The following is a 23565-nucleotide window of genomic DNA, read 5'->3' as shown; positions in this document are numbered from 1 at the left end:
TTATGCCTCCAACGCCTTTTTAGCTTGAGTAGCTAACCATGTTTGGAAGAAGTGAGTTGGTAGATCCATTTCAGGAGAGAAAACACCTCCACCAAAGCCCGGGGAATGACGACCTTTCTGCATCGTTTCAACTGCAAAAACGTCTTCACTAAAGACTACTTTCCATGATTCTAAAGTTGCTTTGCGGCATTCATCATATTTAGGGTCTAATGATTCGTCGCCAACATAATACAAACGAAGATTTTCAATCGTTTTTTCAGGTGCAACTGGGTCTAACATAATCGCAAAGGCATGATCAGCCTGAATACCAATAAGTGCATTTGGGAAAATAGACAAATATTCCGCTTGGCGTAATTTATCTTCAGGCCAGCTTGGGAAAATAGGTAAATGTGTCCCTGCAGTTGCCGATAAATTGTATTTATAACTACCTTGGCCTGAGAAACGCTCTTCAATCATAATGTTGTAATGATCTTCAAGCTTCGAGTAAGTATTTAAGGCAGGATGTACCCAAGGCAAATGGTATGCTTCACAGTAGTTTTCAACTGCAAGTTTCCAGTTACTTTCTACAGGCAGTTGAAAAGTTGAACCGATTTTACTGGTACGAATTAAATCTAAATCGTTTTCACCTAAGAATTCTTTCCAACGTTCTGTAACAGGTGCAATGTGTTCATCAAATGATGCAGCATCTCCTGAAATATTAATGAATACCATGTCCATCCAAATGGCTGAACGGAGCGCTTTTAGACCATGCTTTTCACACTTGAAACGTTCATCTTTATGCTGACCAATACCACCTACATGAGGCGTGCCTTTTAGGTTGCCATTGATGTCATAGCTCCAAGAATGATATTGGCAGCGAATCACACCTTCAATAGTGCCTTCTTCTTGCACTAAAATCATTCCACGGTGGCTACACACATTGTGGAACACGTTAACAACACCTTCACGATTACGCATCATTACCAAAGGCATACCCATAAAATTTACAGGCTTCACATAATTGTTTTTAGGTAAATCTGAAGCAAATCCGATGCAAACCCAAGTTTTACTTAAAATATTGTCCCGTTCAAAATTGAAATATTCATTACTGGTATATGCAATATTTGGCATACCACTTGATTCAGTAATCGGGTTCAAAACACTGTCGACTTGCTGAACTGTAATAAGTTGCTGGCTAACTTGACTATTCATCTGATAATCTCCATTTACTTTAAATAACGCAGTGCTCCCTGCGTTGGTATTAACTACTCGTTAGCACCATGTGCTGCTTCATGGAGATTGTGTTAAACATCTTGATGATAGACAAACGACTTTTTTGGTCGGTACACATGAGTTTTAATCATGTGATTTTTTCCATCTGATTACGCACTTTAGAAAATTGACTTATTACAAAAACTCACTTGGAGATGAGAATAAATGAGTTGAGCATACCTCTGGTATATCTCTACTCTTTTATGGACAACACAAACAGTTAACAGGTGGTTAGCTGATTGCCACGCATCCAAGGAGGAGTTATGCGTACTTCAGGGATCTCTGAATCCAACACAGCAGTATCTGTGATTTCGAAAATATTAGTGGTCATTTTTGTTTTATTCTGTGCTGTGTACGCAGATAAAGCAGCAGAGGTTTTTTCTTATTTATCAAGCGCTTTACTACACAATACAAAGTGGTTCATTCTATTATCAGTAACAGGTATTTGCTTTTTTCTCATCTATATCATGTTTAGTCGTTATGGCTCAATTAAACTAGGCAAAGACACTGATAAACCTGAATATAGTTACTTTGCGTGGATCGCAATGTTATTTTCTTGTGCTATGGGTGTAGGGCTAGTTTTCTGGGGCGTTGCAGAGCCTATGAATCACTATGCTAGTAATCCGTTCACAAAGGGCTTTACTGATGAAGCTGCTAGCATGGCAATGCAGATCACCTTTTTTCATTGGGGACTACATGCTTGGTCTGTTTACTGTATTACAGCATTAGCAATCGGCTATTTTTCATATCGCAAGGGTCTACCTTTTTCTTTACGCTCTATATTACATCCACTTATTGGAAATCGCATCTATGGGCCCATTGGAAATTTAGTTGATATTATTGTTATTGTTGTGACAACTTTTGGTATTTCTCAAACCCTTGCTATGGGTGTCCTACAAATCAATGCAGGCCTGAACAAGGTTTTTGGTTTGGGAATTAATGTCACTTCTCAATTTATTATTTTAGTCGTTCTATCTAGCTTAGCTACTATATCTGTCATTCGCGGTATTGGCACAGGTATGCGCCGAATTTCTGAGTTGAACGTTATTTTATCGATTATTTTGATCGTGATCTTAATGTGTGTCGGGCCAGCACGATATATTACTAACTCTTATATTGAAGGGTTGGGGAACTATTCATCTCACTTTATTAGCATGAGTTTATGGGCTGATGCGCAGAAAGACTCTGAATGGCAAAATTGGTGGACAGCATTCTATTGGTTATGGTGGTCAACTTGGGCGCCATTTGTAGGAATGTTTATTGCGAAAATTTCTAAAGGTCGAACCATTCGTCAACTTATCGCAGGTGTATTATTTGTTCCGACCTTAGTCACATTTATCTGGATGGGTGTATTTGGTGGTTCCGCCCTTAAAGTTGAACAAAATGCTCGCCAAGCTTTTGATAAGCAACAAACTACACATATAGCATCAACTCCTGTAAGTTCAAACTCAAGCTTAAGTACAGAAACCACATCTCAAACATCCAATATTGCCCAAGCATCGCCTGAATTTAAAGGTGGGCCAATTGTTCAAGCAACCCAAAAAGACAATACTCTCGCGATCTTTGCTTTATACGATGCAATTGATGATGGTTTGTTTGGTATGATTCTGAGTATTACAACATGCCTTCTACTGATAACGTATTTAGTTACCTCTCAAGATGGTGGCACACATGTTCTCTGTTTCCTTGATACCCGCTCAGAAAAAGAAACTCCTATTCGAACCCGACTCATCTGGTGCCTTTTCGTGACCTCCATTAGTTTAGGATTACTTTATGTTGGTGGATTAAAAGCAATTCAAACTGCCGTGATTCTGTTTGGTTTCCCAATCCTAATCCTATTAACCATCATGTGTGGAGCATTACTTAAAGCATTTCATAAGGAAGGTTCAACTGACCCGACTAACTCAGTAAGAGATGAAATCAAAGAAGAATCTTCCATCCCTAAACTTTTAGAGAGTGAAGTCCAAGCTAAAACACAAACATAATCCCAGCTCAGGTTCGGATCTAAGTTAAGGGGAATAATTTTAAATTATTCTCCTTAACTTAATTAAAAAAGATAAAAAACATGAGCTTAACTCATGATCACCCACCAAAATAATCACTATTCAAATCATAAATTGCGTAATAAAACTAATATTTCATGGACAAGAACAAAGACGGAATAAGGACATCAAATGAATAGTAAGCAACTCTTTCAAAATCGTATTGGCAATCGTCATCCTGAACATTTGAATATGCATCAAATTGGTCCTGGCGACTTAGCCACATCGGAATGGCAACAAGCTGGTCTTACACTTCCTAATTTAGATCGCATGCACCAATACCGTTTAGATCGAATTTGTGCATTATTAAAACAGCAAGGATTAGCTGGTATTTTGCTGTATGACCCCATTAATATTCGTTATGCAACAGGTACGACGAATATGCAGGTGTGGCTATTACATAATGCTGGACGCTATACCTATATTTCCGCAGAAGGGAAAGTCGTGTTGTGGGAATTTGATCACTGTGATTTCTTAGCTGATCACTCTAAAGTGGTGAGTCAAATTCGCCCATGTATCTCATGGTTTTATTTCTGCGCAGGATCTCGTATTGATGAACAAGTAAAAAAATGGGCACATGAAATTTATGATGTCGTTTTAGAACTAGGTCAAGGCAACAAAAAAATTGCTGTCGATAAATGTAATGATGAAGGGATTAGAGAATTACAACACCTTGGCCTCAGTATTGAAAATGGTGAAGTCATTATGGAACTCGCACGAGCCATTAAAGGTGAAGACGAAATTAACGCCATGCGCTGTGCAGTACATGCCACAGATTCAGCCATAGCCGTCATGCATAGCCATCTTGAACCTGGTATTTCTGAGCAACGCTTATGGTCATACTTGCATGCTGAAAATATTGCCCGTGGAGGTGAATGGATTGAAACTCGTTTATTATCTTCTGGCCCCCGCTGCAATCCTTGGTATCAAGAATGTAGTGGAAGAGTTATCCAAAATGGTGATCTAGTCGGATTTGATACAGATATGATTGGTGCCTACGGCATTTGTGTAGATACTTCACGAACATGGTTATGCGGCGATCAAGCACCAACAGTGGAACAGAAACGCATTTATCAAATGGCATACGACCAAATTCACATAAACACCGAATTATTGCGTGAAGGTATCACCTTTAAAGAATTGACTCATAAGGCTTTACAATACGACCCTCTTGAATATAACCATTACTCTTTTCTTTATCATGGCGTTGGGCTATGTGACGAAGCACCAGGTATCTACTTTAAGGATGCATGGGACAGCTATGGTTATGATGGTATTTTAGAACCCGGTATGGTGATGTGTGTTGAAAGCTACGTAGGCCATAAACAAGGTGGGCCGGGTGTTAAACTTGAAAATCAAGTCTTAATTACCGAAAATGGCCCTGAAGTCTTAACTTTATATCCTTTTGAGTCACGACTTTTAGAAAATTAATTTCCAATTAACACAGTTTAATTCAAAGTTATGGAGAGGAAGAATTTTCACCTCTCTCTCCAAACTTGGTTTACCTTCATTCTATTAATTCAGACCCTTTTGCCCAACTTGCCCTGGTAATTGCTCTAATAACCAATTACGGAAATGCTTCACACTCGAAGGTATCATTCCACGATCTGCTGGTTCTAACATACAAAAGTTAGCTTTAGTACGGAGTATAGTCTCGACAGGACGGATTAAAGTTCCAGCTTTAAGATAGTCATCAACCAATGATCCCCATGCTAAAGCCACTCCCTGTCCATTAATCGCTGCCTGTAATAACATAGGATAGTTATTAATGTTCACTCTATTTTTTGGCTTCACTACAGGCAAGTTAACCGCCTCAAACCACTCTGACCATGTAATCCAGTCTTTTTGAGAATCATCTAAATACAACAAAGTTTTACCAAATATGATGTCTGGATTAATTTGATCTTTAAATTGAGCAAGATAACTTGGGCTGCATACAGGAAAAACTTCTTCAGGAAATAATGTCGTAACCGTCATCTTTTCTGGTGGCGTTCGACAATAAAATAAGGCCAAGTCAAAATCCATTTTATGTAAGTCAGATATATTCTCTGTAGTCAAAATTCTTAAATCGACACCTTCATTATGTTGTTGAAAAGAGGCTACTTTAGGCAATAACCAAAGTGCAGCCATTGCATTGGTAGTTGCAACTGTAATTTGGTGTTCACCCTGCCATTTCTTAATTTCAGCTGTTGCCTGCGCAACATTCAATAAAGAACTATAAATCGTTTGATAATATTGCAATCCTGTAGGGGTTAAAAAAATATTTCGATTCGCGCGAATAAATAATTCTTTTCCTAAGTACTCTTCCAATTGTCGTATTTGTCGACTAATAGCCCCTTGCGTGACAGTTAATTCATCAGCAGCTTTTGTAAAACTAAGATGGCGAGCAGCTGCCTCGAATACAATCAAGCTATTCATGGGTGGCAATGGTTTGATTTTCATGGACACTCCTAATTTGTCCTATTTTTCCATTTACATAGAACCCAGATTAAACTATCAATAGTCCAAATCTTGATTCATACTTCCTCACATCCTCCCCCTCTAATTTCTGTATAAGACCATTTCGCACTAAAATGTCATATAAAAGCTTGAATAAAAAGTGAGAAAAAATATTCAACCCATGAGTTTTAATCATCATTAAATAGAAATATCTTAATATCCTTTCTTATTTTACTGTGCCTTAGAACAATTTCCAGATAAGATGACTTATACTTGAGACTGAAATACCAACAATTCAGATATTTTAGTTTTCACTATTTTGCTCTCATTTATGCTTTAAATAGATACTAAATATAAAAATAAATAGCCAAGTTTTAATCCCTATGCTTTGTAAAACTCTTTCTATATGCTGACGGAGAAATATTCAATTGTTCCGAGAAGTGTTGTCTTAAAGACAATGCCGTCCTGAATCCTACGTGAGCAGCTACAGACTCTATCGATATATCTGTAGTCTCAAGTAATTGCTGTGCTCGTGCAACTCGTTCGGCATTCAGCCATTTTATTACGGTTGTACCAGTTGCAGCACGAAAGTGCCGTGTAAATGTACGACGACTCAATCTTGCCATATTAGCCAGATTATCGACACTTATTGATTCTGATAAATTTTCTCTTGCCCATTCCAAAACATCAGTTAAACGTCCTTCACATGGTAATTGCGGGATAGGCCTTTCAATGTATTGAGTTTGGCCCCCTTGACGGTGGGGTGATGTTACCAACATTCGTGCAACATGATTAGCAGCATTTGCACCATGGCAATTGCGTATAATATCTAGACAGCAATCAATAGCAGCCACAGTCCCAGCTGAAGTAATAATATTTTCATCAATTATATACAGTACATTTGAACAAAATTGAGTTTTTGGAAAACGTTGTTGAAATGAATTTCTAGCAATCCAATGAGTAGTTGATTTACGACCATCCAATAAGCCTGCCTCCCCTAAAACGAAAGCTCCCAAACATAGACCAACAAGGATAGCTCCCTGTTGATATGCTTGTTTTAAGCAAACTATAAGTTCTTTCGATACTTGTTGTTCTGGGTTTTTCCAAGCAGGAATAATCACAATATCCGCTGTTGAAATTGCATTTAGACCCATATCAACTTCAATACGTATACCCTGCTCCGTCCTTACAAAACCGGGCTTTTCAGCACTATAAAAGACATTGTAACTCTGCTCACTTTTAGATTGATCCAAAGCATTAAATACCAATGAAGGGATGGAAAGATGAAATAAACTTACACCTTCAAAAGCGAGAACAGCCACTTTAGTCGTCATAAAAATACACTTAAAAATAATGTCCCAAATTTATCGAAAGATGTCTTTTAGGTCAATAGAATGTTTTTTCACCATCATTCACACTAAGTCATGTTCTGTTGAATCTATTTTTAGATCATCAACAATAATTAAGTGAAATTGGGTATTTAAAATGAAAAGTCAGATCGTAGGTAAATGCTATGGCACAGCCGCCACACCTTTATCTATTTTAGATTTTGTTATGGCAGGCAAAGGCTATTCTGCTCAGCAAGCCTTAGTTGCAAGTATTGAGCTGGCAAAATTAGTGGATCGTCGCGGTTTTAATCGTTACTGGGTGGCAGAGCATCATTCTTTACCTGGTGTAACCACTTCATCACCTGCACTTATGCTGGCACGTTTAATTGGTGAAACTCAACGTATTCGACTAGGTGCAGGTGGCATGATGTTACCAAACTTCCCACCTTTAGTTATTGCTGAACAATTTGGGTTACTAACTGCTTTAGCACCTGAACGTATCGATTTAGGTATTGGACGCGCATCTGGAACAGACATAGAAACAGCTACCGCATTACGTCGTGGTCAAATCAATAAAGAAGATTTTCCAAGTCAGTTTAAAGAATTATTGTGTTTTTTAGATGATAGTTTTTCAAAAAAGGCGTCATATAGTGAAAATGTTTATGCAGTTCCAGGTCCAAGACAAGATCTAGAAAATGGCATAGCACGTTCATTTGAACGCCCACCTGTTTGGTTACTTGGCTCTTCGACCTATTCTGCCCGTATGGCAGCTGAACGTGGCTTTCCTTTTGCTTTTGCAGCACATTTGGCTGATGAAAACTTAGAAATTGCTGTTGAAGTCTATCGTGAAAAATTCAGGCCATCGAAAGCACTTGCAGAACCCTATGTTATTGCAAGTTTCGGGGTGATGGCAGCTGATGATCCTATTGAGGCAAAACGTCAAGCATGGTCATATGCTCATGCAATGATGCGAATGGTAACACGTAGATCATTTGTAGTACCGACTCCTGATGAAGCAGAGCAGTATCATTACGCATCCACTGAGCTACGTTTAATGCGCATGTGGGACCGTAAGATCATGAAAGGCACTGGCAGACAAGTCATTGAACAGTTGGATGAATGGCAGCAACGAATACATGCAAATGAGCTAATGGTAATTAATTTGGGTCATACACCTGAAGCTATTTACCGTTCTACTGAACTGATTGCAGATGCATATGGTTTACCTAATAACGTAGTGAATTAATTAGTGCACATTATAAAATTTAAATTGCAAAAAAACTGAACCCCAAGGCTCTAAAATAGAGGAATGATCATGTCAAAATCAGCTTTATTAGTTATCGATTTACAAAATGAATATCTACCTACAGGCAAATTACCATTGGTAAATATTGAACAAGCTGCTGCTAATGCAGTAAAAGTAATTGCTAAAACCCGTCAACAAGGTACTCAAGTAATTCATGTCCAACATATTTTTGCTAATGGTGAATTTCCTGCATTTGAACCTGGTTCAAATGGCATTGAGTTTCAAGATGCCGTTAAGCCAAATGTAGATGAAACTATAATTGTTAAAAATTACGTCAACTCATTCTTAAACACTGACCTTAAAGAAGCTTTAGATAAAAATGGCATAGCCGAGTTAGTTATAATTGGAGCTATGAGCCATATGTGTATAGATGCTGCTGTACGTGCTGCCTCTGATTTTGGTTATAAAGTAAAAGTGATTCATGATGCTTGTGCAACGTTAGACTTAGAGTTTAATGGTATTAAAGTACCTGCAAGTCATGTTCATGCAACACTAATGGCAGCTTTTGAATTTGCTTATGCTGAAGTTATCTCAACTGCAGAGTATTTAAATTAATGGTTTAAATTATCTAAGGACTTTATAAATTCCGTTCCAGTAATCATAGATCTAGAACGGAATTTATATATTTTATGCTTTCACAATTACTATTTAAGAACTTCAAATACGTTTGTTCAAGGTTAATGGATAGGTAGACATTTGAATTATTAGAAGGTTTCAAATGTAGAAAATGCTTATTTTTCAAACAAAATCAATAGTGCTAATCAACCTACAATATGCCTTACAACAAAAAAAAGTAGAAGAACGCTCTTAATTATTTTCTGCTTGCCAACTTACTTTCGATCCATATATGGATTTCCAAAGCTGACCACCCAACCCGTCCAACAGTTAAATTAACTTGTTTCGGAAAAGTTGGATCATATTGCTTATGTCTTTGATTAGTAATGTTGTAAATTGTTGCACGGCTTAAACCTGTAACCTGTATAACATCTTTCAAGTTAATAATTTGATTCATTATAAAAGTTTGGCCTGTGATCGCATTCATGATGTTTACTCCTGATTTTTAATGCGAGCGGCAATTCGCTCAAATGATTGAGCGATTCGTAAAAATTAACTTTCGCGTTTTACTTAGGCCTCAATTCACTACGCTGACAGACTGCTGCAAACCTTTCTGAACATCCTGCACTTGCTTGAAGTCATGAACTTTTTTCTGCTCTTGCTGTGGTGAATTTTCAACATAAAATTCATCAACAATCACCTCGCCTTCCTCCCCATCTACTTCAAATTTCGCATTGCCATAACCCTGCCGAGCCATCTGATCCAAAGCAGCTTGGTTAAAACCTGACAGCTTACTTTTTTGATCAATTTCTTTGGCTGTATGAATCGCCTCTTGTAAATGAATGCCTTCACGTAAAATCAGATCCACGTAATACACAGGAGTTCGATAACTTTGTGTGGTGGACTTACCTCGAAGTGTGAGTTGTAGCGGTAAACAGGACAGCAATCCATTCGATGCTGCATGGTAGTAACTGAGTCGTGCAGCTAAGGTACGAATGCTATTAAAACCAGTGGTTCTAAAAACGAAAGTCCCAAACTCATCCGACTCATCTAAATTCACATACAGCCGGCCATAGGGTTTACACAATCCTCCTTGTGCCAATGAACATAAATCAGGAGATGGGCATGGATGATGCTCAACCCCTTGATTGGTTAAGCGCTGGCAAGTTTCACCATTGCCGATACACACGGGACGCCCTGTCTGTCGGTCAAATAAGCTGTACTCTGCACGTAAGTTCAGCTCAGGATCATTAAAGATCATGCGGACTGGAATGCTTCTGAGTTTTTGATTTTGAGCTTTAGCTCGTAGTTGCTCATCTAAGGGGTGTTTGACCCAACCCTCTTTATTTTGGATTTGGCTAGTAATGGTAAATTGGTCATCTTTTTCAGGAACGCGCTTACCATTTTTCTCTACCATTTTACCGATACTGATCCGTCCTAGTATTGGCGGTGTGATGGCTAAACCTTTAATCATATTGATGTCCTCAAGTTATTTTTGACTGTTGTCTGGTTGATATGTAGAAATCATTTATTTTCAAATGCATAAACATCTGCGCAATTCAGTCCATTTTGTTCTCTGTAAGTACCTCGGTGCTTACAGGGAGCGGGGGCTGTTTTGCGCTTTTTTGCAGATATGCGCTGAGTTGAATAAAGCCTTTAGTCATCATGGCAATAGATGTTAAAACGCCGTGTGCCCTGCTTGCTTTGTGGGTACTGGTTGAGATATTCAGGGTGTGATTTGAGTAAAGCCTTGCTATCCAAGCTGATCGAGTCTTTTGACTTCTTCCATGTCACTGAGCCCGCTTTAAAGGTGGCACGCTCAGCCTCTTGCATCTGGCCTTGTAATTGGTGCTTGAGTAGCTCAAATTGCTGTTGGTATTTCTCAACTTGATTACGCACTCGAATCAGTTGTTCAAACTGTTGATTGGCTTGCTCATCTTCAGATAAGTCTGTCGTAGAGAGTGGTACATGTTCTGGATAAAGTAACTGTAGCGCTTTGGCTGCCGACTCACTGGCATCCGCTTCAGGTGGGGTATCCTTTTCCACACAGTCCCAGAAGTAGCGTTCAGCATTGACGATGTGTTGAATCACAGACTCAGAACGCGTCACTTTGAAGATGCGGGTTTCATGCCCACAGATCAGCACACAGATATGTGCCGCTTGCTTGCCTGTGACTGCTAACTGATGTTGTACCTGACAGAGTACGTATAAAGGCACACCATCGCGCCAGAGCTTGGCCCCATATTCCCCTGCGGTTTTACATTCCAGTATTTGAACCTCTGCATTACCCACCACGGAATAGTCCAAGTTAGCCAACATGAAATACTTATCGGGATCAGGGTGTTGTAATACGGCATTGACTCGACGCACTTTATATTTGGTATGCATGCTGTAGTATTCAGCAACGAGCGGCTCTAACTGCTTGCCCCAATATAAAGGTGCGTGACCTTCGCTTTCATCCTTAATGTTTTGTTGAATCCGACCTGTCTTGATCATCCACAGCTCTAACATCGACATATAGGGATTGAGTCCACAGGCTGCGGCACAGTCACTGCTACCAATGCCTTGTCTACGGACTTCGAGCCATTCGGCTTGAGTCATATTTTTCGTCTCTACGAAACGTTTTGCGGTAAACAGTTTTGGACGGTCGGCATGGATATTGGCTTTGGTGTGACTTGGGTGAATTACGGCTGAGTTCATATTGATTTCCTGTCATTGTTAAATTTTGGGCATAAAAAAAGCCACATCTGGAGATGTGGCAAAGAGGTGTTTGGGCTTAGGGAGATTTACAGGATCATATTGATCTCATGTCCTGATCTTAAATCCTGAATCTGAATCGAAACTTAAACAACTAAACGTAGTGCTTGTTCGAGTCCACGTTGCTTAAGGCCTGCGCCTGCACCGAACCATGCTGAATCTAAGCGATAATCCTGACTCATGGCACGTCGCTCGTGGTCTGCAAATTCCGTGATTGAGCACAACAAGCCATAAGCAGTGTCTTTGGCTGAACTGAGTTCTGCGCCACGGCCTTGTCCATTAAACATGGTCATGACTTTAGACATTGCTCGTCCATTCGGTTCAGTCTTGTTGTCAGCTTTCGTTGTGTGGTTAGCTTGTGATGCCACATTACGATAGAACTGAATAATGCCCTCGTCTTGGTCCGCATTGCTTAGGCTAGTGTTGTTAAACACAGCATCAAAGTAAGCTGCTGCTTCTGTCTGTGTGACTTTACGTTGACTGAGTTGTTTCATTTCATACATGTGCTCGTCCCATGCACGAACTGAAATCCCCAATTGTCGTTTAATCTTTTGCGCATCGAATTTGGTACTGTGTGGGACTTTGACGATACCTGCACTTGAGTTTTGTCCTTTCAAGGCAATCGCCAAGGTGTTATTACATACCACACGGATAGAGGTAAATTGTGCGGTAGTCGCTAAGGTGCCATCACAAGCTGTGGCTAAGAGAATATAGCCATTGCTGACATCTTTGCCTTTTAAAGCAGAAGTCTGTCCTGTTCGTGCTAAAGCCCAGAATTTCTTCCCGCCTTTCAGCACCCCAGCGGTTTCTAACTCAAAGCCTGATTGTTCAGTGAGGTCTCGGTAGAACTCTAGAATCTGTTTCGGTTGCACTTCCTGATAACGCTGACTGACTACAGATAACGGTGCATGCGTGTCAGAACGGTATAACACCCGTTGTTCCTCATAGGGCATGATGATGCTTTGACCCCGTTGATTTTGAGCCATATAGCTGACGTTAGAGGATTCAATCCGCCAGTCCATGCCCGCTTGCTGTGCCCAGACTTCAATCGGTTGGTTTTGAGTCAGTGGGTTGCCTAAGCCATGCCAAGGGGTTTGGCCTACATAGGCCATTTGTTCAAGTTGATGTGCCATAAAATAATCCTGATTGTAAATAATGAATATTTTGAAATGTGCGAAGAAGTAGAAATTAGATACGTGTTATTTGTGCAATGGAGGACGGCAAGCGGCCTGTGTCTGATCCGCAATCACGAGAATCACGCCACCCAGCATGGCTCCTGCAATCCCGCCAATGAAAGGTGAATAGCCCAATGACTTTGCCAACGACATGCCCAGCACAGCTAAAGTGGTCGGTGCATTGCTGAGACCTAAGCTCTGCATCATTGGCTTGATCGGTTCACGCTGCGGAAACATGGCATCTTCCATCTGATCAAAATCTCGATACGGCATAAAAAAAACTCCTGAATATGGGTGCTATCGCTCCGCTGCACATTCATCCTGAGATGAAATTAATGTTCAGCTTCTGCTTCATTCAGGTGTTATGTATCTGAAATTATTTACAATCTGTTTTTGAGTATTATTTAAGCCACAGTGGTTTAAGCATTAAGAAATGAAATTGACCCGCTTTCAGCTTGGCATTATGATGGGCTTGCTGGCCTACATTGCCAGTCGGTTTTAGCAGACCGTTGATCCGAGCAGAAAATAGTCTAACTATTTTTTGGGAACTCACTCGTCCCCCTTTTTTCTTAATGGTAGGACGGAAGGGGGACACCTTCGGGTGTGCTGGTTCCTTGGATCCCAGTCTGCTAACCCTCTTTCGTTCTGCCACCATTATTTAGCAGTGATGCGGTAGAACTTCTTATAATTCCAAGGAGTCAATCATGACTGTTTTTATTCTTGCTACGTATTCCCCGCCCGTGCTCCATCTCTATGGTACGTTGCCTGATCTCGTCAATCCACTGACGGAGTAATTCGGCACAACTACACCTTTGTAGATCATCAGCCATGCTCATTGGAATTGCACAATACATTGTCATTGTGATGGACAGATTCGTCTAAAACATTGCGGTCAAGCCATTGCTGCGCGCTCTATAAAGTATCTAACAACAATAATCAGGATCTAACTTCATGAATAAACAAATCAAAACCATTCTTCAATATGGGGCAATTGCAGCCTGTTTATCTGGCTCCAGTCTCAGCCATGCCGATATGAATCAAGTGATGGCACTCATCAACAATCCATCCACGGCACCTGTAGTGAAACGTTGTGAGGGCAATGTAAATTGCAATGCGTTTGTGGCACTGAGCAAACAATGGCAGATCATCCCTAAAGATGACCCACTGCGTTATTTCATCTACAGCGGTGATTTGAATGCCCTCATTCGAGAAGGCAAAGATTTACATGAGCAGCAACTCTTGGACCTTGATGACTTTGCGTATCAAGTTTTTGATTATCGTGCTGAGAATTTTAATGACCGATGGCTGTATGTCAAAGGGTTAAGCGTTCTGAAATATGTGCAACGTACCCAGTTTGCAGCTCAGTAAGCCTGCCCTTTGGATTCCCCCATACTCGATTTAAAAGGATATTTCGCCATGAAAAAACTGATCATCACGGCTGCGATTTTTACCCTGCTCACCGCCTGTAATAAAACCCCTGAAAGCACGCCCCCTGCAACAGATACCACAACCGAATCGGCACAGCATGAATCCTATGCTCAGCCCAATGACAATGTAGCTAAGACTCAAGCTAAAGAACGCGAAGCTGAAGCGGCTGCGATAGCCCATGACCGCTATGACCCAGACAGCATTTATGAAGGTGCTGAAAATATTGATATTCCACCACCACAACTCAAAAGAAAACTGCTGCCGGGCGAAGCGCTTGAAGTGAAGTTCAGACCTGCCGATACTTATGTTGGATTTACAGTCATTACGTCTACTGTCTTAGACAGCACACGCTTAAAAGTGGTCTCTGAAGTTGACGATGTACTAGATAAAGTCGAAATGAACAATCCAAACTGCAAGATCATTGGCGTAGAACCGTATACAGTCGAATTTCCTAAGCGAGTCTACTATGGCAATACCTTCAACCTGATTTTGGATGGCTGTACAGCTGATGAAATCAGTGAAGTTTATCTGTATACCACACGTGGCAAACTCACCCACCGTGCGATTATTGAAGAATAACCTCACAGAAACTTCAGTCTAATTTAATTGCCTAGGCATTAACTGTATTTGCAGCTCTTACTTTAGCCGAACCTGAATCAGTGGTGTAACAGCCACTGTACAGAAGATTGAAGGATATAAGATGTGAGTCAGGTGATGCCTTCAGCTTTAAAAGGGTCTCTGGTCAGCGCTGAGCCTAAACACAACTAGATCAGCATGCATGCTGAAGAGCTCAATGGCTTTGGTTACCTATGCTGTAAAATCCAGCACATCCATGAAGTCAGCATCAGTACAACCAACGGGACTTATGCTAATCAGATTGGTTAAACTAAGAAATACTCCCCGCCTATAATCAATCAAAATTTGTTTAACTGAGATAAACAAATTTGTGAAGCAATGATCATATCGAAAGCGTGGAACGTGAAGAATCATGAAAAAGCCGTTCTAGTACGCTGAACCCTAGGACAGCTTTTACTAACATATTGATGCTTATAGGAAAATTTAAAGAATTTCGTATAACCTGTATTATGTTAATTTTAGATAAACTTAATTTTAATTATCCATTTTTTATACAAAGTTATTTATGCCATTAATTATATATAATTGATAAATATATAGATTAAAACTTAGGGCTAAAATGGAATTACAATATACATATCGTGAATTATTAGATTTATGCGAATCCGCTAAATTTGGTAGTGTTGCAAAGCAAATTTCTAATACATATGAAAATACTTTAGCAAAGAATTGGACTCCTGAATTAAATTCAGAATGGGTTTGCCGACACTATCTATCAACAAAAATGATCTTAAATGCTACTGCTCTTCTAAAAGCTTTAGAATTTTCTACCGAAAAAAATATGCGTTTAGCAAATTCATATTTTGAATATTATGCTGTTTTATCACTTGCCCGAGCTATAGTTTATACCTTACCAACTGAATGCTGGAATGATGGTAAACTTATTACTATTTCACATTCTCAAGCTATTAAATTAGCTTTTAGTTGGTTAGGACGATTCAACTCTAATACAGCAGAAGAATTCAAACAGAAGACATTAAAATTAAAAGCTCAAAGGGAAGTAATATCTTATCGCATTCCATCCAGTGGAGATTCGAACTTATCAGATACTCTTGATCTTGAACAAATATTAACTACTCTTGCAGAAGTAGCTCAATTTAACTCCGAGCTATTGCGTCAAGCATTGGATAAATATGCTGCCAAAGAAAGCTTTATTATTCCTGATGATTCTCATGCAGTAAAAATAGCCCACATAGTGATTGATGGGTTTTATTTTTTTGACAATGAAGACGCCTATCGGTTGTCTTATTTAATGCGAAAGATGCCTAGCCCTCAACCACTAAATTTCACTATGACTGAAGGTATGACTGAAGATTTTTTTGGCGCATGGGATTCTGATTCTGAAGATGACCAGTTTTCTATGGGTAGTCCTTCTGAATGGCAAACCATTTTTGATATTCCATAAGTTAACGTAAAACTGATTTTTTAAAATCAATAATAAAAGCCAAGAAATAACTATTTTTTATTTCTTGGCTTAAATCCCAAAATTACAAATTAAGAGCAGCATTCGCTAATGCCTTTCCTTATTTTTCTGCTTGAGAGACACTTAAGGTAAGGGCTATCAAACTCGTATGAATGAGATTCTTCGGGATGCAATGCTGACAGAATTAAAGAATCATCGATAAAATGGGAGCTATCAGCTTCCCTTTTTTAGTAGTTATTAATCATTACTAAAATGATAAAATCCATGTTCTTCAGCAAAATAACTCATTGCATCGAAATCATTAGGATCAACTAATTCATAATATTCTTGTGGAGTATAATCTGTTCTATGAGTAAAACTATCACCAAGACCTATTGCCGTTAATATTCCATAACCACTAATTTTTAATCCGCATGCAGTACATTCAAAATCAGTTGGAAGAACAGTTCTCTTTGTTACAATACTATCTTCCTCATTAATTACTCTTTCTGCTCCAAACGCTTTTCCTGTCACTGTCGCCATTGATTTACAGGCTGGGCAAGTCACTCTATGATGGCCTTGTGAACTCAACTTATTACTATTGTCCTCAGCAGCTTTAGCCAAATCATCTTTTTCACTTTGTAACTTAGCATCGAAAACCACCTGATAAGATGTAATTAATTGTCTTACTTGTTTAAGAACAGCATCTTCTTTTTTGTTAAGTATCTCTGCCGCAAATAAAGCTTCATCATTTCCTAATAAGCTTTCTAATGATTCAGATTGGGCTTCAGCTAAAATCTTGCAACATCTATAAAAACTATGAGCCCATTGAGAAGATTTTTGTGTCGCAAATACGGCTGATCCTGTATGTAGCTCTTCATTTCTCATATTCGCAAATGACGTAGAAAATTTAAAATCCTCATCTAAAAAATTTGGGATTAATATTTTACAAAGTGATAAAACTTGTACTGTTCCTATTGATTTTGCAGAATGCCCTGGCAAGCTACTTAGCCCAAGTATATTTAGTAGGTGTTTATGATCCCTATCTGGCTCCGCTAATAAAACAGGATTTATATTTGCAATAGCTGATCTTGCTAATATCTCTAAAGATAAAGCACACCATAATCCAAATTGAGGACTATCTTTATCAACAGCAGAAGCATATTCCATATAAAGTACAGCTTTTGGCCATAAATCAACTTTTTCCCAACTCATTCTTATGCTCTATAAAATCTAAATAATTTTCTATCAAAATCAGCAGAATCAACTGCTTTTCGCCCATGAAGAACATACCAATTGTCAATTATAACTAATCGATTTCCAATCCACTGAATAGGTACTGCTTTAGAGACGCTATTTTCAAGTTCTTGTACAAAAAGCTTAGCATCATCATTAATAGGTTTCATGTAACATGGATCATAGCAAATATATTCATTACTATTACCAAGTAAAGGAAAACTATAAGAAATTCCTGTTTCCTTTTTCTTCAGAAAAATAGGTTTCTTATTAAAAAAAATATTTAAAATTTTCTTTACTTCATTTCTATCTAAAATAATGGTGCTTGTATTGGATTTTTCTTGCATATAAAACATGATATATCTTGCTGGTTGCTCCCAAAAAACAGTATCGTTATGTAGTGGAAAGTCTTCAAAACCATAAAAATAGCTGAATGATTTAGATTTAGATTTTTCTTTTGTCGATGGTTGTATTACCTGAATATCTTTTTTATTTAGGGTACGAATTTCACCTAAACTTTGTGTTATATCTAAAACGTCATCCATACTATTAACATTATCTATTATTAAAAAACCAGAACTCGAAATTGAATCCTTTAAAGAAGAAACCAAGCAATCACCATGCAAAAAAAATTATATTTCAATATATCTTATCAAAAAGATAAAAAACCTATTTAACATAATAGAGCTTATACGAAGTACTGATTGTAACTCCAAAATAGAAATGTCCGGTTTCTCCAAAGTAAAAATGTCCGCTTTTAGAATATGCGCTTTTGCGATTATCGAAGCGGACGGTTTGATATGTTGGTGTCTATGTCGGATAAAGAACTTAAACGATTGTCGGTCTTGCAGGAAATCTGCGATCAACGCATAACTCAATCCCAGGCTGCTCAGCTACTTCATATCTCAGAACGTCAGATCAGACGCTTACTGCAGAAATACAAAGCTCAAGGTCCAGCTGCATTAGCCCATGCCGGTCGTGGCCAAACCAGCAATTCCAAACTTCCTGAAGAACTCAGACTCAAGTGCCTCAATATTGTTTCTGACCAACTCCATGGTTTCGGACCCACTTTAGCGCATGAAAAGCTCACCACCGTACATGGATTCGATCTTTCAGTAGAAACCCTGCGTTCTTGGATGATTGCAGCCGACTTGTGGATTCCTCGCGCCAAGCGCCTGAAACGCCCATATCAGCCTCGATATAACCGGGATTGCTATGGTGAACTGATCCAGATTGATGGCTCTCACCATGACTGGTTCGAAGGGCGTGCTGCTAAATGCTGTCTGCTGGTGTTTATTGATGATGCCACAGGCAAATTACAGCATTTACGCTTCTGTGAGTCAGAATCAACCTTTGACTATATGATTTCGACACGTTTGTATGTTGAACAGCACGGTAAGCCCTTAGCGTTTTACAGCGACAAACATTCAGTCTTTAGGGTAAATCAAAGCAGCAAGAAAGACACCAAGATTACCCAATTTGGGCGAGTACTCAGTACGCTCAATATCGATATCATCTTCGCCAATTCACCACAGGCCAAAGGACGTGTAGAACGAGCCAATAGAACGCTTCAGGATCGTCTGATTAAGGAGATGCGCTTAGAAGCTATCAGTTCGATTGCAGATGCCAATGCCTGGCTGCCCTGCTTTATTGAGCAATTTAATCGTAAATTTGCCAAGATGGCCTTTAATCCTAAGGATCTCCACCGGACTGTCACTGAAACAGCTGAAGAATTAGATGATATTTTTACTTGGCGTGAACCCCGCAGAGTCACCAATAGCCTGACCATTACTTATGATAAATGTGTATATATTCTGGATAATATCCAAGAAAATCAGAAGCTGATCGGTAAATATCTTGAGTTTCTAGAATATCCGGATGGTACTGTAGCGATCATGCATGAAGGACGGAAGATCAATTACAGCATCTTCGATAAATTAAGTCAGCTTAACCAGCGAGAGATTGTTGAGAATAAACGTTTAAGTTCTGTATTGCTGCATATTCAACAACAGCATGAAGAACTGGAACAGCAAAACAAACGTAATCGTTCTCAAAAGATGCCAAGCAGACGTGCACAGAAAACAGCAATTCAACAACGAAATCTGAATCCTGTGCTTGACTTGGAAATGTCCATATAGGACATTTCTATTTGGTTATTAGGTAGGACATTTCTACTTGGGAATAACAACTGATGCTTATGATGCTATTTCACGAGAAATTTTCTACATCAAAGACTGGCTTTTTATTTCAATCCGCAATTTAAACACAAGCTTATCAAACTAATTCATTCTACATAGCATGTGTAATGCTGTAATACATTACACATGCATTCTGTATCAAGGGTATGCTTCACATAGTTTGAAACCAACACATTCCTTTAAAACGTTTACGGTACAGCCTCGACGTTTATCAATCTCATACTGCCCTTTACCAAAGCTACGCATTCTCTGTGTTTTAACTCGTAAATGCTGCTGGTCTTTTTCTGGATTGACCAGATACATTGCAGCATTAATTGCATTTTGTACCTGTTCAGGCTTGTTACGGTGGATCATACCAATGCCTAAAATACCTTTTTGATTAAAGCGTTCTTTGTATTCAGGAGAGTTTGAAGTAAAGACGTAACCTTTACTCTCTGTTATCTTAGTCCAACATTGCCCAACCTGTATGGCCATACCGAAATCTTTTTGGTGTTTATGTCCGTCGTAGATAAGCAATACATGGCAGTGATACCCCTTTTTCTCACCCTGCTCTATTGCCCATGCGTAACCCTGTAAGTCTTTAAAGCAAGTATCTTGATTCTGTACACGGTTAATGAAGATGCGTAGGTAATGATTAAACTGTTCTATACCAACTTCATGCTGATGATCTAGTGCTATACTTAAATCAATGCGTATAAACAGCAATTTCGAGTAGTGTTTAGTCAGTTGAATTAGGTACTCTTCTAAACCATTACGATTTCTTTTTTCTTGATTCTTAAACCCTAGTAACTCTAAATTAACATCCTGAGAATAAGCTAAAGCATTGTTCCATAAGTAACGCAATTCGAAATTACTTAAATCATCAATGCCCTTATGTCCTAACAATATTTTATCTAATGAACATACCATTCTCTTAAAGACACAGATACTCTCACTGTACTTCAAATGAAGTTTATAAACTGCTTTGAACTTAGGAACTAGATCATTCAATATATTCTTAAATAAAGTTTCATTAAGTTCATTTTTATAGATTGACTGTATAAACTGATCTACATCAATCAAGACTTTTGATTCGTTATCATTTGATAGCATTAAGCACATATAATATCCTAGTGAATGTTTAACACATATCACTAGGCATTAAGTTATCTTTTACATACAAATAAATGGTATGTAATAAACCTAAGTGGTTAATATAATAAATATACTAAAATATATATTCATTATATTAAAAACCCACTAAGAGCAACAAAGTAAAGTAATCTTACTTATGAGAACCAAAGCTTGTAGACCTCTGTATATTACGTGAAATCTAAGCTAGCTACACAAACTAAAGTTACGCTATTTCTTCTTAACCTTAATTGTACCTTTAGTAAAAATTTTGCCTGATTTAACATTCCCGTCTTTGAAAGTTTGAGGTAAATAAAAATGCCTATAAGTAAAATAAGGTAGCAGCTTTTCGACCACCAACCTCTTCATCTTTTTATCACTCTTTTCAACAATGACAAATGAAGAATTTAATGCGTCTATTGAATGCATCAAGTGTTCATACTTTAGGTCAGTCATTCCAAAAATGTCACTTTTCCCTCCCAACAACATCTTTTTTTCTTTAAATTCTTGCCATGCAGTTAAAAGCTCAGATTTAAAGTTTTCATAATTAAACCCATATTCATATTTAATGAAAAATACGACATCAACATATGGATTCTCTTCTTTAAATACATAAGTATGTTCAAACTCATTGCCTAACCAAATGAGAAAATAACCTGAAAGGCATCTCAACAAATTTCGGCGTTTATGAATTCTTAAAAATTTGGTAAAATGTGCGGAGAAAATGTTTCTGGTATCTAAAAAAGACATATCTTCTATTTTTGCGTAAAATTTAACCCTACACACCAATTGGTCTGTTCTTAACAACGCCCCAACATATTCTTGTGCTTCACTTGTTCTTTTATCAAAAAACACCAAATCCTCAATAGTATGACGTAACTGATCATCACTAGAATAAAAACCTGGTATATATGCTCCCAACTCCCCCCCATTTTTCATTCGTTCTAATAATAAATTTAAGTTCACAAAAGTTGGTATGTCTAAAATTGCAGCAACACCTTTCTCGTCAAGCTTCTCTAATACATGCCATAATTGACTGTCTAAAAGGTCTTGATAATAATTCGCTAACAATACATTTATTTTTTTGAGATCACTAAAAATGTGAGGTGTTTGACATAATAAATTAAAAAGAAATATTAACTGCTTCCCCACTCGACTAAGCTGAACCTGCGTAACAATACCACTACGAGTTTCAAATAAGAAAAAAGGCTCTGTACTAATCTGGCAAAATGTATAGAAAACTTGCATACAGTAGAGAATATCCCTATGTAATTTTTCATTAAATCCTAAGTCATAGCGAATCTCTGAAAGAATAATCTGGTCAATGGATAACCGTCTTTGCAGACTATTTGATAGGACTGCTGTAGACCAAACCTTAGATGAATCTGCTATAGATGTCATCACCTCAGCATGATCTACGTCCATAAGTTCTTTATACATCCCACTTTGAAAAGAATTTAGTCCTAATGTCCATGCCTCTTTAACTTGCTTATGTTGATATCCACCATCACCAACTATTTTAGACGTATAAGAGAAAAAATCATCATGGCGATAGAATAAGCCAACTATCCAATAAAGAAAATCATGCAACTTTTTAGGAGTGTCTATGAGTCCCGAAAGCTCTAACTGAAAAATATGGCTAAGCACCCTCCCCCAATTTTCGAACTTAATTTCAACTTGTTCTTTAAAATTTTCAGCTATTTGTTCTAACTGATAAATGCAGCTTGAAGCATCCCGCATAGCTTGTGCTGAGTAAATTAAAACACAATTTAGCATACATCCTTGCTGACCATCATCTTCAAGATTAAATTCTGCTTTTAAAAGTCGACTATCAGAAACAATCTGATTTTCTATTTTTACGATTAAATCCTGAACTTTGACAAAACCCGAATGACCAAAACAAAACCGATAAGTAACATTCAAAGCATAGAAGCTTCCGTATCGAAAAAATATATTTTGAACATGTTGCTGGTGTTTCAGCAACTTCTTATGTCTCGTATTTCGGCGGCTTGACTGCAAGCCCTTCTGTATCAACAATTGTTCAATAAAAATTGTGAAGAAGAACAAACACTGCTTAACTGGAAAATTTAATCCTATTAAAGAATAAGTTTCAAGATCAGTTAAAAATTGAAAGTGTGTCGCCCCCCCCTTTTCTTGGTCATATCTCTCTAAACTACACTTAAAAACATGAAAAAGCTCAAAGTTAATTTCATGTTCATAAGAGAAAATTGCCCTATCAACATTCAACCGCATAAATAAATCATAAATTTTTTGATAGTTTGGCGACGCTTCTTTGAAATCACTTTCAACTATTTTGCTATACGTCCTAGATAGCTGTTCTAAGTCACTCAAAGCCTCAAAAAGCCAAATCCAGTTTAAAAAAATTGAAATATTTTTATTACCTTTTTCCCCATCAAAATTAATTTCATAGCGATATTTCTCTTCAAAAACCTGAAACATCTGACTATCAGTTATAAAATTATCATAAAAAGCATTAAAATCAGACATAAATCATTGTTATTAATTATATATTAATAACAATACTAGCATATTATTCCAACTATTATTTATAAGATTACGCGAATCTCAACTTTTTAAGTCTTTGAAATAAAAAGGACATAACCCAATTTAATTTTCGACTAAGAAAAGCAAAGCAAGTTATGTCCATTTACGAATTTATCATTTCTGTATTTTTAATCATA

20 protein-coding genes and 1 pseudogene are annotated in these 23565 nt (G+C 38.0%); 9 read left to right on the top strand and 12 right to left on the bottom strand.

The annotated features are described in order from the left end of the window. The gene (locus HYI04_RS13810; protein ID WP_178896289.1) at positions 1-1191 is read right to left on the bottom strand and encodes an aromatic ring-hydroxylating dioxygenase subunit alpha; all 1191 of its coding nucleotides are present in this window, start codon (positions 1189-1191) and stop codon (positions 1-3) included. Between the two features lie 323 nt (positions 1192-1514). Between HYI04_RS13810 and HYI04_RS13805 the strand changes: the two genes are divergently transcribed. Both HYI04_RS13805 and HYI04_RS13800 read left to right on the top strand, forming a co-directional pair. Further along, positions 1515-3236 carry a BCCT family transporter gene (locus HYI04_RS13805; RefSeq protein WP_178896288.1) on the top strand — a complete coding sequence of 574 codons (1722 nt, stop codon included), beginning with the start codon at positions 1515-1517 and terminating at the stop codon, positions 3234-3236. A gap of 189 nt (positions 3237-3425) precedes the next feature. Beyond that, a complete protein-coding gene (locus HYI04_RS13800) occupies positions 3426-4724 on the top strand; it encodes a Xaa-Pro peptidase family protein (protein ID WP_178896287.1) in 1299 nt (432 codons plus the stop codon). An 84-nt stretch (positions 4725-4808) separates the two neighbouring features. Here the strand turns inward: HYI04_RS13800 and HYI04_RS13795 are convergent, their stop codons facing one another. After that, on the bottom strand, positions 4809-5735 hold the full coding sequence (locus HYI04_RS13795; protein ID WP_178896286.1) for a LysR substrate-binding domain-containing protein: 927 nt from the start codon (positions 5733-5735) through the stop codon (positions 4809-4811). Positions 5736-6106: 371 nt separating this feature from the next. Further along, positions 6107-7066: a GlxA family transcriptional regulator gene (locus HYI04_RS13790; protein WP_178896285.1), complete on the bottom strand. Its 960-nt coding sequence runs from the start codon at positions 7064-7066 to the stop codon at positions 6107-6109. Positions 7067-7217: 151 nt separating this feature from the next. Here HYI04_RS13790 and HYI04_RS13785 point away from each other — a divergent pair, with 151 nt between their 5' ends. Both HYI04_RS13785 and HYI04_RS13780 read left to right on the top strand, forming a co-directional pair. Further along, a complete protein-coding gene (locus HYI04_RS13785) occupies positions 7218-8306 on the top strand; it encodes an LLM class flavin-dependent oxidoreductase (protein ID WP_178896284.1) in 1089 nt (362 codons plus the stop codon). 69 nt (positions 8307-8375) lie between these two features. Then, positions 8376-8921, top strand: a complete 546-nt coding sequence (locus HYI04_RS13780) for a cysteine hydrolase family protein (protein ID WP_178896283.1) — start codon at positions 8376-8378, stop codon at positions 8919-8921. Positions 8922-9177: 256 nt separating this feature from the next. On the opposite strand, the gene HYI04_RS13775 is transcribed toward HYI04_RS13780, so the two are convergent. From HYI04_RS13775 to HYI04_RS13755, 5 genes are all read right to left on the bottom strand, one after another. Then, positions 9178-9408, bottom strand: a complete 231-nt coding sequence (locus HYI04_RS13775; protein WP_178896282.1) for an AlpA family transcriptional regulator — start codon at positions 9406-9408, stop codon at positions 9178-9180. A 90-nt stretch (positions 9409-9498) separates the two neighbouring features. Next, on the bottom strand, positions 9499-10395 hold the full coding sequence (locus HYI04_RS13770; protein WP_178896281.1) for a hydrolase or metal-binding protein: 897 nt from the start codon (positions 10393-10395) through the stop codon (positions 9499-9501). Between the two features lie 182 nt (positions 10396-10577). Further along, the gene (locus tag HYI04_RS13765; protein WP_178896280.1) at positions 10578-11621 is read right to left on the bottom strand and encodes a YqaJ viral recombinase family protein; all 1044 of its coding nucleotides are present in this window, start codon (positions 11619-11621) and stop codon (positions 10578-10580) included. A gap of 143 nt (positions 11622-11764) precedes the next feature. Further along, positions 11765-12811: a DUF932 domain-containing protein gene (locus HYI04_RS13760; protein WP_178896279.1), complete on the bottom strand. Its 1047-nt coding sequence runs from the start codon at positions 12809-12811 to the stop codon at positions 11765-11767. A 66-nt stretch (positions 12812-12877) separates the two neighbouring features. Then, complete coding sequence (locus HYI04_RS13755) at positions 12878-13102, bottom strand: hypothetical protein (RefSeq protein WP_227557090.1); 225 nt, start codon at positions 13100-13102, stop codon at positions 12878-12880. Between the two features lie 702 nt (positions 13103-13804). Between HYI04_RS13755 and HYI04_RS13750 the strand changes: the two genes are divergently transcribed. The 4 genes and pseudogenes from HYI04_RS13750 to HYI04_RS13735 form a co-directional block, all read left to right on the top strand. Then, positions 13805-14221, top strand: coding sequence for a hypothetical protein (locus HYI04_RS13750; protein ID WP_178896278.1), 417 nt, complete (start codon positions 13805-13807; stop codon positions 14219-14221). Positions 14222-14269: 48 nt separating this feature from the next. Next, positions 14270-14860 carry a hypothetical protein gene (locus tag HYI04_RS13745; protein ID WP_178896277.1) on the top strand — a complete coding sequence of 197 codons (591 nt, stop codon included), beginning with the start codon at positions 14270-14272 and terminating at the stop codon, positions 14858-14860. 616 nt (positions 14861-15476) lie between these two features. After that, a complete protein-coding gene (locus HYI04_RS13740; RefSeq protein WP_178896276.1) occupies positions 15477-16322 on the top strand; it encodes a hypothetical protein in 846 nt (281 codons plus the stop codon). Positions 16323-16467: 145 nt separating this feature from the next. Beyond that, a pseudogene (locus HYI04_RS13735) lies at positions 16468-16542 on the top strand (BrnA antitoxin family protein); the annotation flags it as partial. Positions 16543-16577: 35 nt separating this feature from the next. Here HYI04_RS13735 and HYI04_RS13730 read toward each other — a convergent pair. Next, positions 16578-17534 carry a hypothetical protein gene (locus HYI04_RS13730; protein WP_178896275.1) on the bottom strand — a complete coding sequence of 319 codons (957 nt, stop codon included), beginning with the start codon at positions 17532-17534 and terminating at the stop codon, positions 16578-16580. Positions 17535-17536: 2 nt separating this feature from the next. Further along, positions 17537-18166 (bottom strand): TauD/TfdA family dioxygenase, encoded by a 630-nt coding sequence (locus tag HYI04_RS13725; RefSeq protein WP_178896274.1) that lies wholly within the window; start codon positions 18164-18166, stop codon positions 17537-17539. Between the two features lie 201 nt (positions 18167-18367). Here HYI04_RS13725 and HYI04_RS13720 point away from each other — a divergent pair, with 201 nt between their 5' ends. Then, positions 18368-19693 carry an ISNCY family transposase gene (locus HYI04_RS13720; protein WP_081400761.1) on the top strand — a complete coding sequence of 442 codons (1326 nt, stop codon included), beginning with the start codon at positions 18368-18370 and terminating at the stop codon, positions 19691-19693. A gap of 198 nt (positions 19694-19891) precedes the next feature. Here the strand turns inward: HYI04_RS13720 and HYI04_RS13715 are convergent, their stop codons facing one another. Next, positions 19892-20854: an inovirus-type Gp2 protein gene (locus HYI04_RS13715; RefSeq protein WP_178896273.1), complete on the bottom strand. Its 963-nt coding sequence runs from the start codon at positions 20852-20854 to the stop codon at positions 19892-19894. Between the two features lie 240 nt (positions 20855-21094). Beyond that, positions 21095-23371 (bottom strand): hypothetical protein, encoded by a 2277-nt coding sequence (locus HYI04_RS13710; protein WP_178896272.1) that lies wholly within the window; start codon positions 23369-23371, stop codon positions 21095-21097. Positions 23372-23565 lie beyond the last annotated feature (194 nt).

Source organism: Acinetobacter sp. SwsAc2, assembly GCF_013391465.1.
Classification (GTDB): Bacteria; Pseudomonadota; Gammaproteobacteria; order Pseudomonadales; family Moraxellaceae; genus Acinetobacter; species Acinetobacter johnsonii.
This window is presented reverse-complemented; position numbering and strand designations above follow the sequence as displayed.

Bases quoted from the DNA above. Each gene is read 5' to 3' on its own strand.
- HYI04_RS13810 (WP_178896289.1), bottom strand. From the start codon at position 1,191: ATGAATAGTCAAGTTAGCCAGCAACTTATTACAGTTCAGCAAGTCGAC.
- HYI04_RS13805 (WP_178896288.1), top strand. From the start codon at position 1,515: ATGCGTACTTCAGGGATCTCTGAATCCAACACAGCAGTATCTGTGATT.
- HYI04_RS13800 (WP_178896287.1), top strand. From the start codon at position 3,426: ATGAATAGTAAGCAACTCTTTCAAAATCGTATTGGCAATCGTCATCCT.
- HYI04_RS13795 (WP_178896286.1), bottom strand. From the start codon at position 5,735: ATGAAAATCAAACCATTGCCACCCATGAATAGCTTGATTGTATTCGAG.
- HYI04_RS13790 (WP_178896285.1), bottom strand. From the start codon at position 7,066: ATGACGACTAAAGTGGCTGTTCTCGCTTTTGAAGGTGTAAGTTTATTT.
- HYI04_RS13785 (WP_178896284.1), top strand. From the start codon at position 7,218: ATGAAAAGTCAGATCGTAGGTAAATGCTATGGCACAGCCGCCACACCT.
- HYI04_RS13780 (WP_178896283.1), top strand. From the start codon at position 8,376: ATGTCAAAATCAGCTTTATTAGTTATCGATTTACAAAATGAATATCTA.
- HYI04_RS13775 (WP_178896282.1), bottom strand. From the start codon at position 9,408: ATGAATGCGATCACAGGCCAAACTTTTATAATGAATCAAATTATTAAC.
- HYI04_RS13770 (WP_178896281.1), bottom strand. From the start codon at position 10,395: ATGATTAAAGGTTTAGCCATCACACCGCCAATACTAGGACGGATCAGT.
- HYI04_RS13765 (WP_178896280.1), bottom strand. From the start codon at position 11,621: ATGAACTCAGCCGTAATTCACCCAAGTCACACCAAAGCCAATATCCAT.
- HYI04_RS13760 (WP_178896279.1), bottom strand. From the start codon at position 12,811: ATGGCACATCAACTTGAACAAATGGCCTATGTAGGCCAAACCCCTTGG.
- HYI04_RS13755 (WP_227557090.1), bottom strand. From the start codon at position 13,102: ATGGAAGATGCCATGTTTCCGCAGCGTGAACCGATCAAGCCAATGATG.
- HYI04_RS13750 (WP_178896278.1), top strand. From the start codon at position 13,805: ATGAATAAACAAATCAAAACCATTCTTCAATATGGGGCAATTGCAGCC.
- HYI04_RS13745 (WP_178896277.1), top strand. From the start codon at position 14,270: ATGAAAAAACTGATCATCACGGCTGCGATTTTTACCCTGCTCACCGCC.
- HYI04_RS13740 (WP_178896276.1), top strand. From the start codon at position 15,477: ATGGAATTACAATATACATATCGTGAATTATTAGATTTATGCGAATCC.
- HYI04_RS13730 (WP_178896275.1), bottom strand. From the start codon at position 17,534: ATGAGTTGGGAAAAAGTTGATTTATGGCCAAAAGCTGTACTTTATATG.
- HYI04_RS13720 (WP_081400761.1), top strand. From the start codon at position 18,368: ATGTCGGATAAAGAACTTAAACGATTGTCGGTCTTGCAGGAAATCTGC.
- HYI04_RS13715 (WP_178896273.1), bottom strand. From the start codon at position 20,854: ATGTGCTTAATGCTATCAAATGATAACGAATCAAAAGTCTTGATTGAT.
- HYI04_RS13710 (WP_178896272.1), bottom strand. From the start codon at position 23,371: ATGTCTGATTTTAATGCTTTTTATGATAATTTTATAACTGATAGTCAG.